Raw genomic sequence first — 18,257 nt, 5'->3', positions numbered from 1 at the left:
TCTCCGAGGAGGCCGCACATGCTGGACATCGCCGAAGAACTGAACCGGTGGGTCGAGCAGGGACGTGACTTCGCCGTCGCCACCGTGGTGGCGGTCGGCGGGAGCGCTCCCCGGCAGCCCGGAGCCGCGCTCGCCGTCGACGGCGAGGGCACGGCCATCGGATCGGTCTCCGGCGGATGCGTGGAGGGCGCGGTGTACGAGCTGTGCCGGCAGGCGATCGAGGACGGCGAGACCGTCCAGGAGCGCTTCGGCTACAGCGACGACGATGCCTTCGCCGTGGGTCTGACCTGCGGCGGGATCATCGACATCCTGGTCACCCCGGTCCCCGTGGGCTCCCCCCTGCGGGAGGTGCTCGCCACCGCGCTGCGTGCCGCCGCGCAGGGTGAGGCCGCCGCGCTGGCCCGGATCGCCGAAGGCCCGGCCGAGCTGACGGGCCGCGCCCTCGTGGTGCGCCCCGACGGCTCCTTCGAGGGCGGCTTCGGCGGCCACCCCGAGCTGGACCGGACCCTCGCCGAAGAGGCCCGCGCCATGCTCGACGCCGGGAAGACCGGCGTGCTGGAGATCGGCGCCGACGGCCGGCTCTGCGGAGAGCCGCTCAAGGTCCTGGTCGAGTCCAGCGTCCCGCCCCCGCGGATGATCGTCTTCGGTGCCATCGACTTCGCCTCCGCCCTGGTGCGGATCGGCAAGTTCCTCGGCTACCACGTGACGCTGTGCGACGCCCGGCCCGTCTTCGCGACGAAGAAGCGTTTCCCCGAGGCCGACGAGATCGTGGTCGACTGGCCGCACCGCTACCTGGAGACCGCCCGGGTCGACGGCCGGACCGTGCTCTGCGTCCTCACCCACGACGCCAAGTTCGACGTACCGCTCCTCGAACTGGCCCTCAAGCTCCCCGTCGCCTACGTCGGCGCCATGGGCTCCCGCCGCACCCACGAGGACCGCAACAAGCGGCTCCGCGAGGTCGGCGTGACCGAGCTCGAACTGGCCCGGCTGCGCTCCCCGATCGGCCTGGACCTCGGCGCCCGCTCCCCGGAGGAGACCGCGCTGTCCATCGCCGCCGAGATCGTCGCGAACCGCCGCGGCGGCAGCGGCGCCGCCCTCACCGGCGCGCACATCCCGATCCACCACGACACCTCGAACACGGTGATCGGCAGGATCGGTTCGGTCGCCTGAAGGGCGACCTGAAGGGCGACCCCCTGACACGAGCGAAGGCGCGACCCTCCCGGGGGTTGCGCCTTCTGCATGTCCCGCCTATTTTACCGGCCGGTAACAGCGCTTTCCCGTATCGGAGTTGAGCGGATGTCCCGGACCCGTCACACCCCCGCACGCGCCCTCCGCCTGACGTGCGCCCTGGCGCTGGCGGGCCTCGCGGCCACCCTCGGCCCCGCCTCGCGGGCGGCGACCCCGCCGGACGGCGGCCTGCGCGAGGTGCTCTTCGTCGGCAACAACTGGGAGGGCACCGCCGACGTCCTCGCCTCCACCGGCGACCTCGCCCGCGTCGGCCGGATCGACGTCGTCCCCGACAAGGCCGAACGCCTCCGCGAGATCTACCTCAACCCCGTCAAGCTCGGCTTCTTCCTCGGCATCCGCGCCACGGCCGGCGAAGGCCACGACCAGTTCGTCGACGACATGTACACCACCCCCGACGGCTCCGCCGTCGTGGTCTCCCGCCCCAGCTTCGCCGACGTCGTCTCCATCGACCTGCGCACCGGCCGGATCAACTGGCGCTTCCCGGTCGCCGGATACCGCTCCGACCACATGGCCGTCTCGCCCGACGGCACCCGCGTCGCCGTCTCCGCCTCCACCGCCAACACCGTCCACGTCCTCGACATCGCCACCGGCCGGCAGACCGGATCCTTCACCACCGGCGACAAACCCCACGAGAACACCTTCACCGACGGCGGCCGGTACCTCTGGAACAGCGCCATCGGCGACGTCACCTCCGCCCTCGACGCCCCCTGGCTCGACTGGACCAAGGGTGACCGGAAGATCACCGTCGTCGACACCGGGACCTTCCGCACCGTCCGCGTCATCGACATGCGCGAACGCCTCGACGCCTTCGGCCGGGGGGACCTCTCCGACGCCGTACGGCCGGTCTCCTTCAGCCCCGACGAGACCAAGCTCTACTTCCAGGTCTCCTTCTTCAACGGGTTCGTCGAGTACGACGTCCCCTCCGACCGGATCACCCGCGTCAAGACCCTCCCCGAGAACCCCGCCACCCCCGCCGACCGCACCAAGTGGGTCAACGACTCCCGCCACCACGGCATGTCCATGAGCCCCGACGGGAGCAAGCTCTGCATCGCCGGCACCATGGACGACTACGCCACCGTCGTCGACCGCGCCACCCTCGCCGAGGGGCCGCTCGTCCCCGCCGCCAAGCCCTACTGGGCCACCGTCAACGGCGACGGCACCGCCTGCGTCATCTCCGAGAGCGGAGCCGACCGGGTCACCGCCATCGACTTCGCCACCGGGACCACCCGCGTCTCCGTCCCCGTCGGCGACCACCCCCAACGGGTACGAATCGGTCACGTCCCGGCGGACTGGAGCGGGCCCGCCACCCGCTGAGGACCCCTGCCGACAGGCCCGGACACCGGCCGGACCCGGCAGCGGGACCGGCCGGACGGGCAGATCCGGCCAATATGGTGTGAGCAGTCCGCGATGACCGATTAGTCTCCCGATCATGGTGGACATCCGCGAGGTACCCGAAGCCGACATCGACCGCGCTCAGGAGCTCGCCTACCTGGTCTTCCACGACCGCCCGGAACCGGAGACGCGCGAACGGCACCACTCCCTGCTCGCCCGCTGCGCCCGCCTCGGCGCCTACGACGGCGACGCCCTGGTCGGCTTCATGGCCGCCCACCCCTTCCACCTCTCCGTGCCCGGCGGCACCGACCTCGCCAGCCCCGGCCTCACCTTCGTCTCCGTCGCCCCGACCCACCGCCGCCGGGGCGTCCTGACCGCCCTCATGGACGAACAGCTGCGCCGCGCCGGCGCCGACGGCAGCCCCCTCGTCGTCCTGTGGGCCTCCGAAGCCGCCATCTACGGCCGCTTCGGCTACGGCGCCGCCACCCAGGGCGCCACCATCGAGATCGATTCCACCCGGCCCCTCGCCCTGCGCATCGACCCCGACCCGCGCCCGCTGCGGCTGGTCGGCCCCGACGAGGTCCCCACCCTCATCGCCCCCTTCCACGAGGCCGCCCGCCGTACCCGGGCCGGCAGGCCCGGCCGGAGCGAGCAGCGCTGGGCCGAGGAATGGCTCTGCGAACAGGACGAGGAGGACGAGGAGCTGGGCCCGCCCAGGATCATCGCCCTCGGCGACCCAGGGGAACCGGTGGCGGGCTACGTCCTCTACCGCACCAAGCACGAGGACGACGGGGCACCCGCCCGCAGCCCGGGCCTCGTCCGCGTCGACGAACTGGAAGCCGAGACCCCGGCCGTCGCCGCCGCGCTGTGGCAGTACCTGGCCTCCCTCGACCTGACCGGCAAGGTGTCCGCGTGGGGCCGCCCCCCGGACGACTCGCTACTGCACTTCGCCGCCGACCGCGACCAGGTCAGGGTCACCGCCCAGTTCCCGGCGCTCTGGCTGCGCCTGGTCGACGTCGGGGCGGCGCTCACCGCCCGCTCGTGGGCCGCGCCCGTGGAACTCGTCCTGGAACTGTCCGACGTACGGCTGCCCGCGAACGCCGGCCGGTTCCGGCTCAAGGCCGGGCCCGGCGGGGCGACCTGCGAGACCGCCCGCGCGGAACCCGACCTGTCCCTGGACGTACGGGAGCTGGCCGCCTGCTACCTGGGCGGGACCCGGGTGGAGGAGCTCGTCGCCGCCGGACTGGTCACCGAGCACCGGCCCGGCGCCGCGGCCGCCCTCGACGCGGCGCTGCGCACCGGGCCGCTGCCGCACACGTCCGACGAGTTCTAGCACCTACCGGCGTCCCGGAATCCGCGCCGCCGCCATGCCGAAGCCGCTGCCCAGCACGGCGGTGGACAGCCGGTCCCCCTGGGGCCGCAGGTCCTCCTCGCGGTAACGCCGCGCGTTCTGGTGCCAGTTGAGGAGCCCGGCCAGCCAGTCCCGCAGTTCCCCCACGTAGGCGTCGACGGCGGCCCGGGCGCCGGCGTCCAGCCCCAGGTCCTCGCAGAGCTGCGGCAGCTGCTCCGCGACGAGGTGCCGGAACTCCCCGGTGCGCTGGTCCATGAGGGAGTGGCAGATGTGCAGGGCCTGCGGATACCCGATGTCGAAGAAGTGCCGGGTGACGACCAGATGGTTGTGCATGTCGCCCTCGAACTCCACGTCCTTCTGGTACGAGAAGACGTCGTTCATGATGCAGCCGATGTCGGCCGCCGCGTTCTCCAGCGACCGGAGCGTGCCCGACCGCAGGACCTCGTCCGGGACACCCCGGCCGCCTTCGCGGCCGAGCCGGCACATGAGCAGGGTCAGCCGCGTCCCGAAGGTGCGGCGGCGCATCTCGGCGTAGTCCACCGGGTCCGGGACGTGGTGGTGGGCACGGTTGTCCACCTCCCAGGTCCAGCTCTCCAGCACGTCCACGACGGCCGCGCGGAACTCGGCGCGCACGGCCGGGTCCAGGCCCGGTGCGGTGCGCAGCCACAGGTCGGCGAGGGCGCGCTCCATCGCGATGACCGGTGCCACCGCGGGTGCGGTGGTGTCGAGGGGCATCATCGCGGTCAGCCGCGCGGTGGCCGCCTCGGCCCCGGCGACGTTCCCGCTCCGTCCGAACACCAGCGGGTAGTAGTCGTCCGCGTACGTTCCCCAGATCATCCAGAGCGTGATGAGCAGCAGGGCGTCGCGCCCGGCGGCGGGGGCGATGCCCGCGCAGCAGAGCGCCAGGTCGAAGCCGCGCAGCTGCTCCTCGGACCAGACCGCCGAGCCGGGATCCCCGGGCTGCGGGTCCAGCAGCCCCGTCCGGCGGGCCCACTCCACCGAGCCCTCGCGCGCGTGTGCCAGGTGCGGGCTGAGGGACAGCTCGAAGGGCAGGCGCATGTCCGGGACCACCGACGGGCCGGTGCGCTCGTAGGGGGTGAAGGAGAAGGAGCGGCGGCGCAGCTCCACCGAGCGGCGGGTGAAGGCGGAGCGCAGGTCGAAGGTACTGGTGCCGGGCGCGGAGGGGAGGAAGGGCAGGGGCGTCCGGCCGGTGGCGCGGGCCCCCTCGTTCATGTAGCGGCTGGAGGCCATGTGCCATTCGTGGCCGCCGGACTGCCAGTCCTGCAGGCCCTTCGCGTAGGCCAGCACGGCCGCGGTCTCGGCCGGGGCCAGGGAGTGTTCGGCGAAGAGGCGGGGGAGTTCGGTGAGGGCGGTCTGCTCGAACTGCTGGAGCCGGGAGGTGATCAGGTCGTTGGAGATGTCCGCGGCCTGCTGGGTGGTGCAGCCGAGGAAGGTCTCCAGCACCAGGACGGCGTTGGAGAGTTCGCCCTCGTCCTCCACCTCGCGCTGGTAGGAGAAGACGTCGTTCCTGATGTGCACGGCGTCGGAGAAGGCGTCGCGCAGGACGCCCAGCGGCCGCGAGTGCGCCACCCGCGCCGGCACCTCGGCGGCCACGTACTCGACCAGGCCGGCCGACCAGGGCGCGCCGCCGACCTTGCGGCGCATCTCGATGTACTCCAGGGGGTTCGCGATCCGCCCGATGCCGATGTTGGCGAGCTCCCACATGGACTCGTCGAGCAGGTTCTTCGTGGAGAGGGAGAACCGCTCCCGCCAGTCCGCCGACATGGCCGGGACCGTACGCGCCCACAGGTCGGCGAGCCCCGCCTCGACGGGGTTGGTGGCCTCGGGGAAACCTTCCGCCAGGTCCATCGGCATGAAGGCGGGCAGCCGGTCCAGGTAGGCCTTGGCGCCGGCCCGGTCCTGGGAGCGCTTGAACATCTCCAGGAAGTGGTCGTCGAAGAAGAACACCCACACGTACCAGTCGGTGACCAGGGACAGCGCCTCGGCGTCGCAGTCGGGGTGCGTGTAGGAGCACAGCAGCGCGTAGTCGTGCGAGTCGAGGTCCGACTCCTCCCAGACCCCGGACCCCTCCAGCATCCCGAAGGACCGCGCCCACCGCTTGCTGCGGGTCCTCGCCTCCTCCAGGTGGGGGTTGAGGCGCGCCGGGTACGGCACGTAGAACTCCGGCAGTCGGAACGGCTGCGTCACTGCGGGGCCGGCCTTTCGTCAAGGTACGGGGGCAGGCGTTCCGGCCCCCCGCACGAGATCAGCACTGCCCCGCCCGCGGCGTCGCCCGGACGAGGGGGAGTTCACCGTTTCGGGTGACCGGGTGACCGGGGGCGCAGCGGGCACGGACGGCGACAGCCCGGCCTCCGTGCGGAGACCGGGCTGTCCTTCCGGCGTGCGGGCCGAGGCTACTCGGCCTCGCCCTCCAGGTTGCCCTCCGTGTCCAGGTAGACCTGGCGCAGCGCTTCCAGGACCTGCGGGTCCGGCTTCTCCCACATGCCGCGCGACTCGGCCTCCAGGAGGCGTTCCGCGATGCCGTGGAGGGCCCACGGGTTGGCCTCCTCCAGGAAGGCCCGGTTCGTCGGGTCGAGGACGTACGTCTCCGTCAGCTTGTCGTACATCCAGTCCGCGACCACGCCCGTCGTGGCGTCGTAGCCGAACAGGTAGTCGACCGTCGCCGCCAGTTCGAAGGCGCCCTTGTAGCCGTGGCGGCGCATCGCCTCGATCCACTTGGGGTTGACCACGCGGGCGCGGAAGACGCGGGAGGTCTCCTCCACCAGGGTGCGGGTCTTGACCGTCTCCGGGCGGGTCGAGTCGCCGATGTACGCCTCGGGGGCCGTGCCGCGCAGGGCGCGGACGGTGGCCACCATGCCGCCGTGGTACTGGAAGTAGTCGTCGGAGTCGGCGATGTCGTGCTCGCGGGTGTCCGTGTTCTTCGCCGCGACGGTGATGCGCTTGTACGCCGTCTCCATCTCGGTGCGCGCCGGACGGCCCTCCAGGCCGCGGCCGTACGCGTAGCCGCCCCAGACCGTGTAGACCTCCGCCAGGTCGGCGTCCGTGCGCCAGTCGCGGGAGTCGATCAGCTGGAGGATGCCCGCGCCGTAGGTGCCGGGGCGGGAGCCGAAGATGCGGGTGGTGGCCCTGCGCTCGTCGCCGTGGGCGGCCAGGTCGGCCTGGGCGTGGGCCCGGACGAAGTTCGACTCCGCGGGCTCGTCCAGCGAGGCCGCCAGCCGGACCGCGTCGTCCAGGAGGCCGATGACGTGCGGGAACGCGTCACGGAAGAAGCCCGAGATGCGGAGCGTCACGTCGATGCGGGGACGGCCGAGCTCCTCCAGGGGGATCGCCTCGATGCCGGTGACGCGGCGCGAGGCCTCGTCCCAGACCGGGCGGACGCCGAGCAGGGCCAGGGCCTCGGCGACGTCGTCGCCGGCCGTGCGCATCGCGCTCGTGCCCCAGAGGGAGAGCCCGACGGAAGCCGGCCACTCGCCGTCGTGGTCGGCGCGGTAGCGGGTCAGGAGCGAGTCCGCGAGGGCCTGGCCCGTCTCCCACGCCAGCCGGGAGGGCACGGCCTTCGGGTCGACCGAGTAGAAGTTGCGGCCCGTCGGCAGGACGTTGACCAGGCCGCGCAGCGGCGAGCCCGACGGACCGGCCGGGACGAACCCGCCGTCCAGGGCCCGCACGACGTGGGCGATCTCGTCCGTGGTGCCGGCCAGGCGCGGGACGACCTCGTTCGCCGCGAAGGCCAGGATGTCGGAGACCGCCTGGGGGTGGCCCGCCGCGACCGCGGCGACCGCGTCCTGGGACCAGCCCGCGTCCTCCATCGCCTGGACCAGCGCGCGGGCCGTCTCCTCGACGGTGTCCGCCGCGGTACGCGTCGCCGCCGACTCGTCGAGGCCGAGGGCCTCGCGCAGGCCGGGCAGGGCGGAGGTGCCGCCCCAGATCTGACGGGCCCGCAGGATGGACAGGACCAGGTTGACCCGGGCCTCACCGGTCGGAGCGCCGCCGAGGACGTGCAGGCCGTCACGGATCTGGGCGTCCTTGACCTCGCACAGCCAGCCGTCGACGTGCAGCAGGAAGTCGTCGAAGCCGTCGTCGTCCGGGCGCTCCTGCAGACCCAGGTCGTGGTCCAGCTTCGCCGCCTGGATCAGCGTCCAGATCTGGGCGCGGATCGCGGGGAGCTTCGACGGGTCCATGGAGCTGATCTGGGCGTACTCGTCCAGGTGCTGCTCCAGGCGCGCGATGTCGCCGTACGACTCGGCGCGGGCCATCGGCGGCACCAGGTGGTCGACCAGGGTGGCGTGCACGCGGCGCTTGGCCTGCGTGCCCTCGCCCGGGTCGTTCACCAGGAACGGGTACACGAGGGGCAGGTCGCCGAGGGCCGCGTCCGGGGCGCAGGACGCGGACAGGCCGGCGTTCTTGCCCGGCAGCCACTCCAGGTTGCCGTGCTTGCCCAGGTGGATCATCGCGTCGGCGCCGAAGCCGCCGTCCTCGGCCGCCGCCTGGATCCAGCGGTACGCGGCCAGGTAGTGGTGCGAGGGCGGCAGGTCCGGGTCGTGGTAGATCGCGATCGGGTTCTCGCCGAAGCCGCGCGGCGGCTGGATGAGGATCAGCAGGTTCCCGCGGCGCAGGGCCGCCAGGACGATGTCGCCGTCCGGGTTCGAGGAGCGGTCCACGAACATGTTGCCCGGGGCCTCGCCCCAGTGCTCCTCGACGCTCCCGCGCAGCTCGGCGGGCAGCTCGGCGAACCAGCGCCGGTAGTCCGCGGCCGGGATGCGGACGGGGTTGCGGGCCAGCTGCTCCTCGGTCAGCCAGTCCTGGTCGTGGCCGCCGGCCTCGATCAGGGCGCGGATCAGCTCGTCGCCGTCGCCGGAGACCAGGCCGGGGATCTCGGCCGCGGGGCCGAAGTCGTAGCCGTGGGAGATGAGGGTGCGCAGCAGCTCCACGGCGCTGGCCGGGGTGTCCAGGCCGACGGCGTTGCCGATGCGGGAGTGCTTCGTCGGGTACGCCGAGAGGACCAGGGCGATCTTCTTGTCGCGGCGCTCGATGTGCCGCAGGCGGGCGTGGCGCACCGCGATGCCGGCGACGCGGGCGGCCCGCTCGGCGTCGGCCACGTACGCGGGCAGGCCGTCCTCGTCGATCTCCTTGAAGGAGAACGGGACGGTGATCAGACGGCCGTCGAACTCGGGCACGGCGACCTGGGTGGCGGCGTCGAGCGGGGACAGGCCCTCGTCGTTCTCCTCCCAGTTGCCGCGCGAACCCGTCAGGCACAGGGCCTGCAGGATCGGCACGCCCAGGGAGGCGAGCGCGCCCGCGTCCCAGGACTCGTCGTCCCCGCCGGCGGAGGCCGTCGCGGGGCGGGTGCCGCCGGCCGCGAGGACCGTGGTGACGATCGCGTCGGCGGAGGACAGGGCCTGGAGGAGCTCCGGCTCCGGGGTGCGCAGCGAGGAGACGTACAGGGGGAGCGGCCGCCCGCCCTTGGCCTCGACGGCGTCGCAGAGGGCGTGCACGAAGGCGGTGTTGCCGCTCATCTGGTGCGCGCGGTAGTACAGCACCGCGATCTGGGGGCCGGTCGCCTCCGTGGCGGGGCGCTCCAGGGCGCCCCAGGTGGGGGAGGCGGCGGCGGGCTCGAAGCCGTGACCGGTGAGCAGCACGGTGTCGGAGAGGAAGCGGGCCAGCTGTTCGAGGTTGGCCGGGCCGCCGTGCGCGAGGTAGCGGTGCGCCTCGGCGGCGATGCCGATCGGGACCGTGGAGGCCTCCATCAGCTGCGCGTCGGGGGCCTGTTCGCCGGTCAGCACGACCACCGGGCGGGTCTGCCCGGCGGCGAGGAGCACGTCCAGGCCCTCCTGCCAGGCGCGCAGGCCGCCGAGGAGGCGTACGACGACCAGCCCGACCCCGTCGAGCAGACCGGGCAGGTCGTCCAGGGGGAGGCGGGAGGGGTTCGCGAACCGGTACGGCACGGGGCCGCCGGCGACGTTCGCGGCGCGGGCACTGAGCAGATCGGTGTCGGACGTCGACAGCAGCAGGATCATGCGGCGGCAGGCCTTCCTCGGGGTTTCCGCGCCCCGGGCAGTGAGGACGGCGGGAGTTCCTGACTCACCCGGCCGATCGCTCCGCGGGGTTCACAGTGGCGGGACCGCGCCGGAATCGCACCGGGCTTCCTCCCATGTCGCCGTCCTCGGCGATGACGGGCCGAACGGTCCGTCGGAAGGTCATCTTAGGCGGCCTTTTCCCTGGCCGGGAGTGGGGGTGGGTGGGGTGGTGCCGCGCGGGCCGGGTGGGCCGGGTGGTGTGGGTGGTGTGGGTCGGGGGCCGCTCGGGGCCGCTGCGCGGGCTGCTCCCCGCCCCGCCCTTCGCCCGTTCCCCGGGGCTGCGCCCCGGGCCCGCTTCTGGTCTGCGCCCCCGGGCCCGCTTGGGGGCTGCGCCCCGGCCCCCTGGGGGTTGCGCCCCGGGCCCCGGTGGGGGCCGGGTCTCGGCCCCGGTCGGGCCGGGCCCCGAGGCTCCGGGGCCTCCGGGGGTGGTGGGGTGCGGGAGGTGGGCGGGGTGGACGGGCTGGTCGGGGTGGTGACGGACACAGGTCGGGGGTCGGGAATCGTGGGTATGCTCGCGGCCATGCCCCAGCCCCCCTCCGCCGCGTCGCGGGACAAACCCGCCATACGCGACCGCGGCGACGCCTGCCCCGGCGCGCTGCGGCTGCACGCCGCCGCCGACGGGTACCTGGCGCGCGTCCGGATCCCCGGCGGGCTGCTCACCACCGCGCAGGCGTCCGCGCTCGGGCTCGCCGCGGACCGGTTCGGGGACGGGCACCTGGAACTCACCTCCCGCGGCAACGTCCAGCTGCGCGGCCTCGCCGACGGCTGCGGCACCGGCCTCGCCGAGCTCCTCGACGGCGCCGGGCTGCTGCCCGCGCCCGGACACGAGCGGGTCCGCAACGTCGTGGCCTCCCCGCTGGGCGGGCCCCGCGTCGTGCACCGGGTCCGGGAGCTGGACCGCCTGCTGTGCGCCAGTATCCGGGCCACGGGCCTGTCCGGGCGGTTCCTGTTCGCCCTCGACGACGGGCGCGGGGACGTCGCCGCCCTCGACCCCGACGTGACCGTCCTCGGCAGCGGCGACCGGGTGCTGGTACGGGTCGGAGCCGCGGCCGGCGCCGTCGAGGTGACCGCGGACGACGCGCCCCGGGCGGCGCTGCTGGCCGCCGAGTACTTCCTCGACGCCGCCGACGCCGCCGGGACCCGGGCCTGGCGGGTCGCCGAGCTGCCCGACGGACACGCCCCGGACGACGGGGAGTTCGCCCTGCGGCTGGCCGCCGCCGGGATCCGCGCCGACCGCCTGCCCGAGGTGGCGTGGCCGCACGCGGAACCGCCCCGGCCCGGCGTCCACGGCGACGCCCTGTGCGTGCTGCCCCCGCTCGGCCGGCTCGGCTCCGCCCAGTGGCGGGCGCTGACCGGGGCCGCCGACGCCGCCGGCGGCGGGCTGCGCGTCACTCCGTGGCGCAGCGTCGTCCTGCCCGGCGCGGCCACCCGCGGCCACGTCGACGGCCACGCCGCGCTGGAGGCGGCCGGCCTGGTGACCGGACCCGGCGGGCCCTGGCAGTCCGTCACCGCCTGTACGGGCAGGCCCGGTTGCGCCAAATCCCTCGCGGACGTACGCGCCGACGCGCGCGCCGTCACCACGGAAGACCACTCCGCGGCCGCGCTGCCCGTGCACTGGTCCGGGTGCGCCCGCCGGTGCGGACACCCCCGCGGCACCGCCTGGGTGGACCTGGTCGCCACCCCCGACGGGTACGAACTCGACGGCCGGCCCACCCCGTTCGCAGACCTCGCGGCCGCCCTCACGGCCGCACGCACCACCACACCACCCGCATCGCAGTGAAGAAATGAGCGAGTACACCGTGTTCGAGTACGAGAAGGACGGCGCCGCGATCTACCGCCAGTCCTTTGCCACGATCCGCGCCGAGGCGGACCTCTCCGGGCTGCCCGCATCGGTCGCCCAGGTCGCGGTGCGCATGATTCACGCCTGTGGCATGACCGACCTCCCCCAGGACCTCGGCTACACCCCCGACGTCGTCCTGCGGGCCCGCGCGGCCCTGCACGCCGGCGCGCCGATCCTGTGCGACGTGCAGATGGTCGCCAGCGGCGTCACCCGCAAGCGGCTGCCCGCCGACAACGACGTGGTCTGCACCCTCTCCGACCCGGCCGTCCCCGCCCTCGCCGCGAAGATGGGCACCACGCGCAGCGCCGCCGCCCTCGAAGTCTGGCGCGACCGGGGCCTGCTGGAGAACTCCGTGATCGCCGTCGGCAACGCGCCGACCGCCCTGTTCCGGCTGCTGGAGATGATCGAGGAGGGCGCCCCGCGCCCCGCCGCCGTCATCGGCGTGCCCGTCGGCTTCATCGGCGCCGCCGAGTCCAAGGACGCACTCGCCGCCCACCCCTCGGGCCTCGACCACCTCATCGTGCGGGGCCGGCGCGGAGGCAGCGCCATCGCGGCCGCCGCGATCAACGCGATCGCGAGCGAGGAAGAATGAGCGACCGTCAGGAACCGCGTGAGGACGGCGCCGTGAAGGGCAAGCTGTACGGCGTCGGGCTCGGCCCCGGCGACCCCTCCCTGATGACCCTGCGGGCCGTCGAGGTGATCGCCGAAGCGGACGTCGTCGCCTACCACAGCGCCCGCCACGGCCGCTCCATCGCCCGCTCGATCGCCGCGAAGCACCTGCGCTCCGACCACGTCGAGGAACCGCTGGTCTACCCGGTCACCACCGAGACCACCGACCACCCCGGCGGCTACCAGGGCGCGATGGAGGAGTTCTACGAGGCCTCCGCCGCCCGCCTGGCCGCGCACCTCGACGCCGGCCGCACCGTCGCCGTGCTCGCGGAGGGCGACCCGCTCTTCTACGGCTCGTACATGCACATGCACAAGCGGCTCGCGGACCGGTACGAGGCCGAGGTGATCCCCGGCGTCACCTCCGTGAGCGCCGCCGCCGCCCGCCTCGGCACCCCCCTCGTCGAGGGCGAGGAGGTGCTGACGATCCTGCCCGGCACCCTGCCCGAGGAGGAGCTCACCGCGCGCCTCGCCGCCACCGACTCGGCGGTCGTGATGAAGCTCGGCCGCACCTTCCCCGCCGTCCGCCGCGCCATGGAGAACAGCGGCCGGCTCGCCGAGGCCCGCTACGTCGAGCGCGCCACCATGGAGGGCGAGCGGACCGGCGTCCTCGCCGACACCGACCCCGACAGCGTTCCGTACTTCGCCGTCGCCGTCGTCCCCAGCCGCATCGGCAACCCGGGCAGCGTGCCGTCCGGCCCCGGCGAGGTCGCGGTCGTCGGCACCGGTCCGGCCGGACCGCTGTGGCTGACCCCGGAGACCAGGCGGGCGCTGGCCGACGCGGAGGTCCTCGTCGGCTACACCACCTACCTGGACCGGGTGCCCGTCAAGCCGGGCCAGGTGCGGCACGGCTCCGACAACAAGGTGGAGTCCGAGCGCGCCGAGTTCGCCCTCGACCTCGCCCGCCGCGGCAAGCGGGTGGCCGTCGTCTCCGGCGGCGACCCCGGGGTGTTCGCCATGGCCACCGCCGTCCTGGAAGTGGCCGGGCAGGCCCCGTACGAGGACGTCCCCGTACGGGTGCTGCCGGGCGTCACCGCCGCCAACGCGGCGGCGGCCGCCGCCGGGGCCCCGCTGGGCCACGACTACGCCACCATCTCGCTCTCCGACCGGCTCAAGCCGTGGGAGGTCATCGCGGAGCGGCTGCGCGCGGCCGCCGCCGCCGACCTGGTGCTCGCCCTGTACAACCCGGGCTCGCGCAGCCGGACCTGGCAGGTCGCCCAGGCGCGGGAACTGCTGCTGGAGCTGCGCGCGCCGCAGACGCCGGTGGTCGTGGCACGGGACGTGGGCGGCCCGGAGCAGTCGGTGCGCGTGCTGACGCTCGCCGAACTGGACCCGTCCGAGGTGGACATGCGGACGATCCTGCTGATCGGCTCCTCGCAGACCCAGGTCACCACGCGGCCCGACGGCTCGCACGTGACGTGGACGCCGCGCCGCTACCCGTGAGCCGACGGGAGGCCGGCCGCGGCCCGGGCGGGACGACCGCCCGGGCCGCGGCCGGCCTCAGTCCCGGCGGAGCCAGTCCAGGACCGCCCCCACCGAAGCCGCCCGCGGCACGTGCTCCGGGACCGGGGGCCGGCGTACGACCAGGACCGGGATCCCGGCCTCGCGGGCGGCGGTGAGCTTGGGGGAGGTGGCGTCGCCGCCGCTGTCCTTGGTGACCAGCACGTCGATCCGGTGCCGGGCCAGCAGCTCCCGCTCCTCGTCCAGCCCGAACGGGCCCCGCGCCAGCAGCACTTCCAGCCGCGGCGGCATCGGAGCGGCCGGAGGGTCCACCGAACGCACCAGGAACCAGGTGCCGGTGAGGTGCGCGAAGGCGTGCAGCCCCATCCGGCCGGTGGTCAGGAACGCCCGGCCGCCGAGCGAGGGCAGCACGGCGGCCGCGTCGGCGAGGGAGTCCGCGAACCTCCAGTCGTCGCCCGGCCCCGGCGTCCAGCCGGGACGGCGCAGCGCCAGCAGCGGCACGCCCGTGTAAGCCTCCGCCTCCGACGCGTGGAAGCTCATCCGCTCCGCGAAGGGGTGCGTGGCGTCGACCACGTGCGTGACGTCGTTGGCGACGATCCAGGCGGCGAGTCCCGTGACGCCGCCGAACCCCCCGATCCGGGTCTCGCCCGGCGGGAGCACGGGCGCGGAGACCCGGCCCGCGAGCGAGGTCGTCACCCGGTACGAGGTCTCGCGGGCCAGCGCCTCCGCCAGCCGGCGGGCCTCCGTCGTACCGCCCAGGATCAGGACGTGCCGACCGGCGGCCGCGCCGGTTCCGGCCGGTTCAGCAGACATGCCGGTCGCGCTCGGGCGAGTACAGGTGGCTGTCGCGGAACTGCTCGGCGCCCAGCGTCCGGCCCACCACGATGACGGCGGTCCGCACCAGCCCGGCCGCCTTCACCTGCGCCGCGATGTCGGACAGGGTCCCGCGCAGGATCAGCTCGTCGGGACGGCTGGCCATCGCCACCACCGCCACCGGGCACTCGGCGCCGTAGTGCGGCAGCAGTTCGTCCACCACCCGGTCGACGTACCGGGTGGCCAGGTGCAGCACCAGCAGCGCACCGCTGCGGCCGAGCGTGGCCAGGTCCTCGCCGGGCGGCATGGGCGTGGCCTGCTGGGCGATCCGGGTCAGGATCACGGTCTGGCCGACGGTGGGGACCGTCAGCTCCCGCTTCAGGGCGGCGGCCGCCGCCGCGAACGCCGGTACGCCCGGCACCACTTCGTAGGGGATTCCGGCCGCGTCCAGGCGCCGCATCTGCTCGGCGACCGCGCTGAAGATGGACGGGTCGCCCGAGTGCAGCCGCGCCACGTCCAGGCCCGCCGCGTGGGCGCGCACGCACTCCGCGATGATCTCGTCCAGGTTCAGCTGCGAGGTGTCCACCAGCCGGGCGCCGTCGGGGCATTCGGCGAGCAGCTCGCGCGGGACCAGGCTGCCCGCGTAGAGGCAGACGGGGGCGGCGGCCAGGGTCCGGGCACCGCGCACCGTGATCAGGTCGGCGGCGCCGGGGCCCGCGCCGATGAAGTACACGGTCATGCTGCTTCTCCTTGTGTCTTCGCGTCCGGTGCCGACTGCGTGTCCGGCGCGGGCTGCGTGTCCGCCACGGGCTTCGTGACCGACCACTGGGTGACCGGCATGGCCTGCCGCCAGCCCGTGAAACCGCCGACCGGCACGGCGTGCGCGACGGCCAGCTTCACCAGCTCGCCGCCGTGGCGCCGGTGGCGTTCCGCGAGGACCGCCTCCGACTCCAGGGTGACCGTGTTGACCACCAGCCGGCCGCCGGGCGCCAGCGCCGCCCAGGCCGCGTCCAGCAGCCCCGGCGCGGTCAGCCCGCCGCCGATGAACACCGCGTCGGGGGCCGGGAGCCCGTCCAGGGCGGCCGGGGCCGCGCCGACGACCACGCGCAGGGCGGGCACGCCGAGCGCGGCGGCGTTGCGGCTGATCCGCCCCGCCCGCTCCGGGACCCGCTCGATCGCCACCGCCCGGCAGGACGGGTGCGTACGCATCCACTCGATGCCGATCGACCCGGAGCCGCCGCCGATGTCCCACAGCAGCTCGCCGGGGGCCGGGGCGAGCGCGCACAGGGTCGCGGCGCGCACGTGGCGCTTGGTGAGCTGGCCGTCGTGCTCGTACGCGGCGTCGGGCAGGCCGGGGGTCGCCCCGAGCCGGGGCACCCCGGCCGCGGGGTCCCGGCGGCACTCCACGGCGACCACGTTGAGCGGGTCGCCGGGCTCGCGCCGCCAGTCCGCCGCGGTGCCCTCGTACGCGTCCTCGCGCTCGGATCCGAGCTGTTCCAGCACCCGCATCCGGCTCGGGCCGAAGCCCCGCTCTCGAAGCAGAGCGGCGATCTCGCCCGGGGTCGCAGCTCCGGCGCTGAGCACCAGCACCCGCCGGCCCTCGTGCAGCGCGGCCGCCAGCCGGGCCACCGGCCGGCCGACCACCGTCACCACCTCGGTGTCCTCCACGGGCCAGCCCAGGCGGGCGCACGCGTACGACACCGACGACGGGTGCGGGTGGATCCGCAGGGCGTCCGGGCCCAGCTCCTCGGCGAGGGCGCGGCCGATCCCGTAGAACATCGGGTCCCCGCTGGCCAGGACGGCGATGCGGCGCCCCGCGTGCTCGGCCATCAGCTTCGGCACGGCCGGGCGCAGCGGGCTGGGCCAGGCCACCCGCAGCCCGGCGCAGTCCGCGCCCGGCAGCAGGTCCAGCTGCCGGGGGCCGCCGATCAGCACCTCGGCCGATGCCAGCGCGGACCGCGCGCCGGCGGTGAGCCCGGCCCAGCCGTCGGCGCCGAGGCCGACGACCGTCACCGGTGCGGGGGGTGCTGCGGAGCTCACTGCGCGGTACCTCGGGGAACGGGAGAAGGGGAATGCGGCGGACGGATCCGCAGCCTATCGGGGCGCAGACCCGGCTCCAGTGCCAGGGTGACCACCACGGACACCGCCGCCAGCACGGTGATCGCGGCCGCCGGCGAGGTGTACTGCGCCACCGCCCCGGCGAGGGCCGCGCACACCCCCTGCATCGTCAGCATCCCGGCCGACTGCAGACCGAGCGCCTGCCCCTGCGTCCCCTCGGGCAGCAGCGGTACGAGCCGCTCCTGCATCAGCAGCCCGGCCGCGTAGCCGGTCGACGCCAGGGCGACGGCGGCCGTCGCGAGGACCGGCCCCGGCTGCAGGGCGAACACCAGGTAGGGCAGCGCGAGCAGCAGCCGCAGCGGGGCCGCCAGGCGCGCGCGCCACCGCTCGGGCAGCCAGCGGCCCGCGACGGTGTCCCCGGCCAGCATCCCGGCGGCGGCGCAGCCGAAGAGCAGCCCGGCGTGCGCGGGGTCGTACGGGACGAACAGCGACTCGCAGCCGACGATCAGCCCGTTCGGCACCCAGAGGGCGAGGTACAGGGTCCGGCGGGCCGGGTCGGACAGCAGCAGGGCGTTCACGCGCCAGGTCTCGGCGGGCGACGGCCGGCCCCCGGCCCGCGGCGCCCGGCGGCGCAGCCCGAACCGGACCGTGAGCGCGGCGGCCGCCCCGAGCCCGGCCGACACCAGCAGCACCCCGCGCGGGGACAGCGCGCCCAGCAGCAGCCCGCCGGCGGCGAAGCCGGCGACCTGCGTGACACCGGCCGCGACGGCGAGGAGGGAGCGGCCGAGGAGGTAGTCCCCGGGGGGCAGGATCTCGGTGAGCAGCCCGTACCAGACCCCGCCGGTGAGGGAGTCGGCCAGCCCCTGCCCCAGCAGCACCGCGAACACCGCCCACAGCGGCAGCCCGGGCACGGCGAGCAGCCCGGTCCCGGCCGTGGCGAGGGCGGCGAGCCCGGCGAGCGCGGCCCGCGGGGGCAGCCGGTCGGCGGCGGCCATCAGCAGCGTCGCGCCGAGCACCTGGGCGAGGGAGGGGCCGAACATGGCGAGGGAGGCCAGGAGGGGGCTGCCGGTCCGCCCGTAGACCAGCACCCCGAGGGCGAGCCCACCGGTGGTGGAGGCGGCGACGCGGAGGGCGGCGGCGAGGAAGAAGGGGCCGAACTCGGGGGTGCGGACGAGGAGGGAGCGATAGCTGCGCGACATGCGGGGAGTCTGCGACGGGGGCCGCCCGGCCCCGCAGAGTTTCGCGCCCACGCGAAAGCCAGCGGGTGCCGGTGCGGGTGGGTGGGCCCTGCGGGGCTGTCCCCTACCCGCCCTTCCACCGTTCCCAGGGGCTCCGCCCCTGACCCCGTTCCGCCTCAACCGCCGCGCGGGCTGGATTTCGCGCAGCGAAATTC

Annotated in this window: 12 protein-coding genes and 1 riboswitch; of the genes, 6 read left to right on the top strand and 6 right to left on the bottom strand. The window is 74.8% G+C overall.

The genetic code is table 11. The features are described 5' to 3' along the window. The first annotated feature begins 18 nt into the window (after nt 1-18). The 3 genes from ACQKM2_RS34690 (at nt 19) to ACQKM2_RS34680 (ending at nt 3,913) form a co-directional block, all read left to right on the top strand. On the top strand, nt 19-1,170 hold the full coding sequence (locus ACQKM2_RS34690) for an XdhC family protein (protein ID WP_427716925.1): 1,152 nt from the start codon (nt 19-21) through the stop codon (nt 1,168-1,170). A 126-nt stretch (nt 1,171-1,296) separates the two neighbouring features. Beyond that, nucleotides 1,297-2,562 (top strand): YncE family protein, encoded by a 1,266-nt coding sequence (locus ACQKM2_RS34685; protein WP_427716924.1) that lies wholly within the window; start codon nt 1,297-1,299, stop codon nt 2,560-2,562. A 115-nt stretch (nt 2,563-2,677) separates the two neighbouring features. Then, a complete protein-coding gene (locus ACQKM2_RS34680; protein ID WP_427716922.1) occupies nt 2,678-3,913 on the top strand; it encodes a GNAT family N-acetyltransferase in 1,236 nt (411 codons plus the stop codon). A gap of 3 nt (nt 3,914-3,916) precedes the next feature. Here ACQKM2_RS34680 and ACQKM2_RS34675 read toward each other — a convergent pair whose 3' ends face one another. Together ACQKM2_RS34675 and cobN are read right to left on the bottom strand one after the other, a co-directional pair. Beyond that, nucleotides 3,917-6,139, bottom strand: a complete 2,223-nt coding sequence (locus ACQKM2_RS34675) for a terpene synthase family protein (RefSeq protein WP_427716921.1) — start codon at nt 6,137-6,139, stop codon at nt 3,917-3,919. A gap of 206 nt (nt 6,140-6,345) precedes the next feature. After that, nucleotides 6,346-9,966, bottom strand: coding sequence for a cobaltochelatase subunit CobN (gene cobN, locus ACQKM2_RS34670; protein WP_427716919.1), 3,621 nt, complete (start codon nt 9,964-9,966; stop codon nt 6,346-6,348). Between the two features lie 53 nt (nt 9,967-10,019). Next, nucleotides 10,020-10,119: riboswitch (cobalamin riboswitch) on the bottom strand. Nucleotides 10,120-10,534: 415 nt separating this feature from the next. Between cobN and ACQKM2_RS34665 the strand changes: the two genes are divergently transcribed. Genes ACQKM2_RS34665 through ACQKM2_RS34655 form a run of 3 tightly spaced genes read left to right on the top strand, consistent with a single transcriptional unit; the run spans nt 10,535 to nt 13,975 of the window. Beyond that, complete coding sequence (locus ACQKM2_RS34665) at nt 10,535-11,806, top strand: cobalamin biosynthesis protein CobG (protein WP_427716918.1); 1,272 nt, start codon at nt 10,535-10,537, stop codon at nt 11,804-11,806. A 4-nt stretch (nt 11,807-11,810) separates the two neighbouring features. Then, the gene (locus ACQKM2_RS34660) at nt 11,811-12,458 is read left to right on the top strand and encodes a precorrin-8X methylmutase (RefSeq protein ID WP_007267284.1); all 648 of its coding nucleotides are present in this window, start codon (nt 11,811-11,813) and stop codon (nt 12,456-12,458) included. Continuing rightward, nucleotides 12,455-13,975 carry a precorrin-2 C(20)-methyltransferase gene (locus ACQKM2_RS34655; protein ID WP_427716917.1) on the top strand — a complete coding sequence of 507 codons (1,521 nt, stop codon included), beginning with the start codon at nt 12,455-12,457 and terminating at the stop codon, nt 13,973-13,975. Before ACQKM2_RS34660 ends, ACQKM2_RS34655 begins: the two co-directional genes overlap by 4 nt. 57 nt (nt 13,976-14,032) lie before the next feature. Here ACQKM2_RS34655 and ACQKM2_RS34650 read toward each other — a convergent pair whose 3' ends face one another. From ACQKM2_RS34650 to ACQKM2_RS34635, 4 genes are read right to left on the bottom strand one after another with little or no spacing between them, the layout of a single operon-like run. Beyond that, nucleotides 14,033-14,806 (bottom strand): cobalt-precorrin-6A reductase, encoded by a 774-nt coding sequence (locus ACQKM2_RS34650; RefSeq protein WP_427716915.1) that lies wholly within the window; start codon nt 14,804-14,806, stop codon nt 14,033-14,035. Next, a complete protein-coding gene (cobM, locus tag ACQKM2_RS34645) occupies nt 14,796-15,545 on the bottom strand; it encodes a precorrin-4 C(11)-methyltransferase (protein ID WP_427716914.1) in 750 nt (249 codons plus the stop codon). The genes ACQKM2_RS34650 and cobM overlap by 11 nt, the downstream gene beginning before the upstream one ends. Beyond that, nucleotides 15,542-16,846 (bottom strand): precorrin-6y C5,15-methyltransferase (decarboxylating) subunit CbiE, encoded by a 1,305-nt coding sequence (gene cbiE / locus ACQKM2_RS34640; RefSeq protein ID WP_427716913.1) that lies wholly within the window; start codon nt 16,844-16,846, stop codon nt 15,542-15,544. The genes cobM and cbiE overlap by 4 nt, the downstream gene beginning before the upstream one ends. Continuing rightward, nucleotides 16,843-18,063, bottom strand: a complete 1,221-nt coding sequence (locus ACQKM2_RS34635; protein WP_427716911.1) for an MFS transporter — start codon at nt 18,061-18,063, stop codon at nt 16,843-16,845. The genes cbiE and ACQKM2_RS34635 overlap by 4 nt, the downstream gene beginning before the upstream one ends. Between the last annotated feature and the right edge of the window lie 194 nt (nt 18,064-18,257).

Origin of the sequence: Streptomyces sp. NPDC004126 (assembly GCF_050275515.1) — a bacterium.
Taxonomy (GTDB): domain Bacteria; phylum Actinomycetota; class Actinomycetes; order Streptomycetales; family Streptomycetaceae; genus Streptomyces.
Note: the sequence above shows the minus strand (reverse complement) of the source record. Positions and strands in the feature narration are given on the sequence as shown.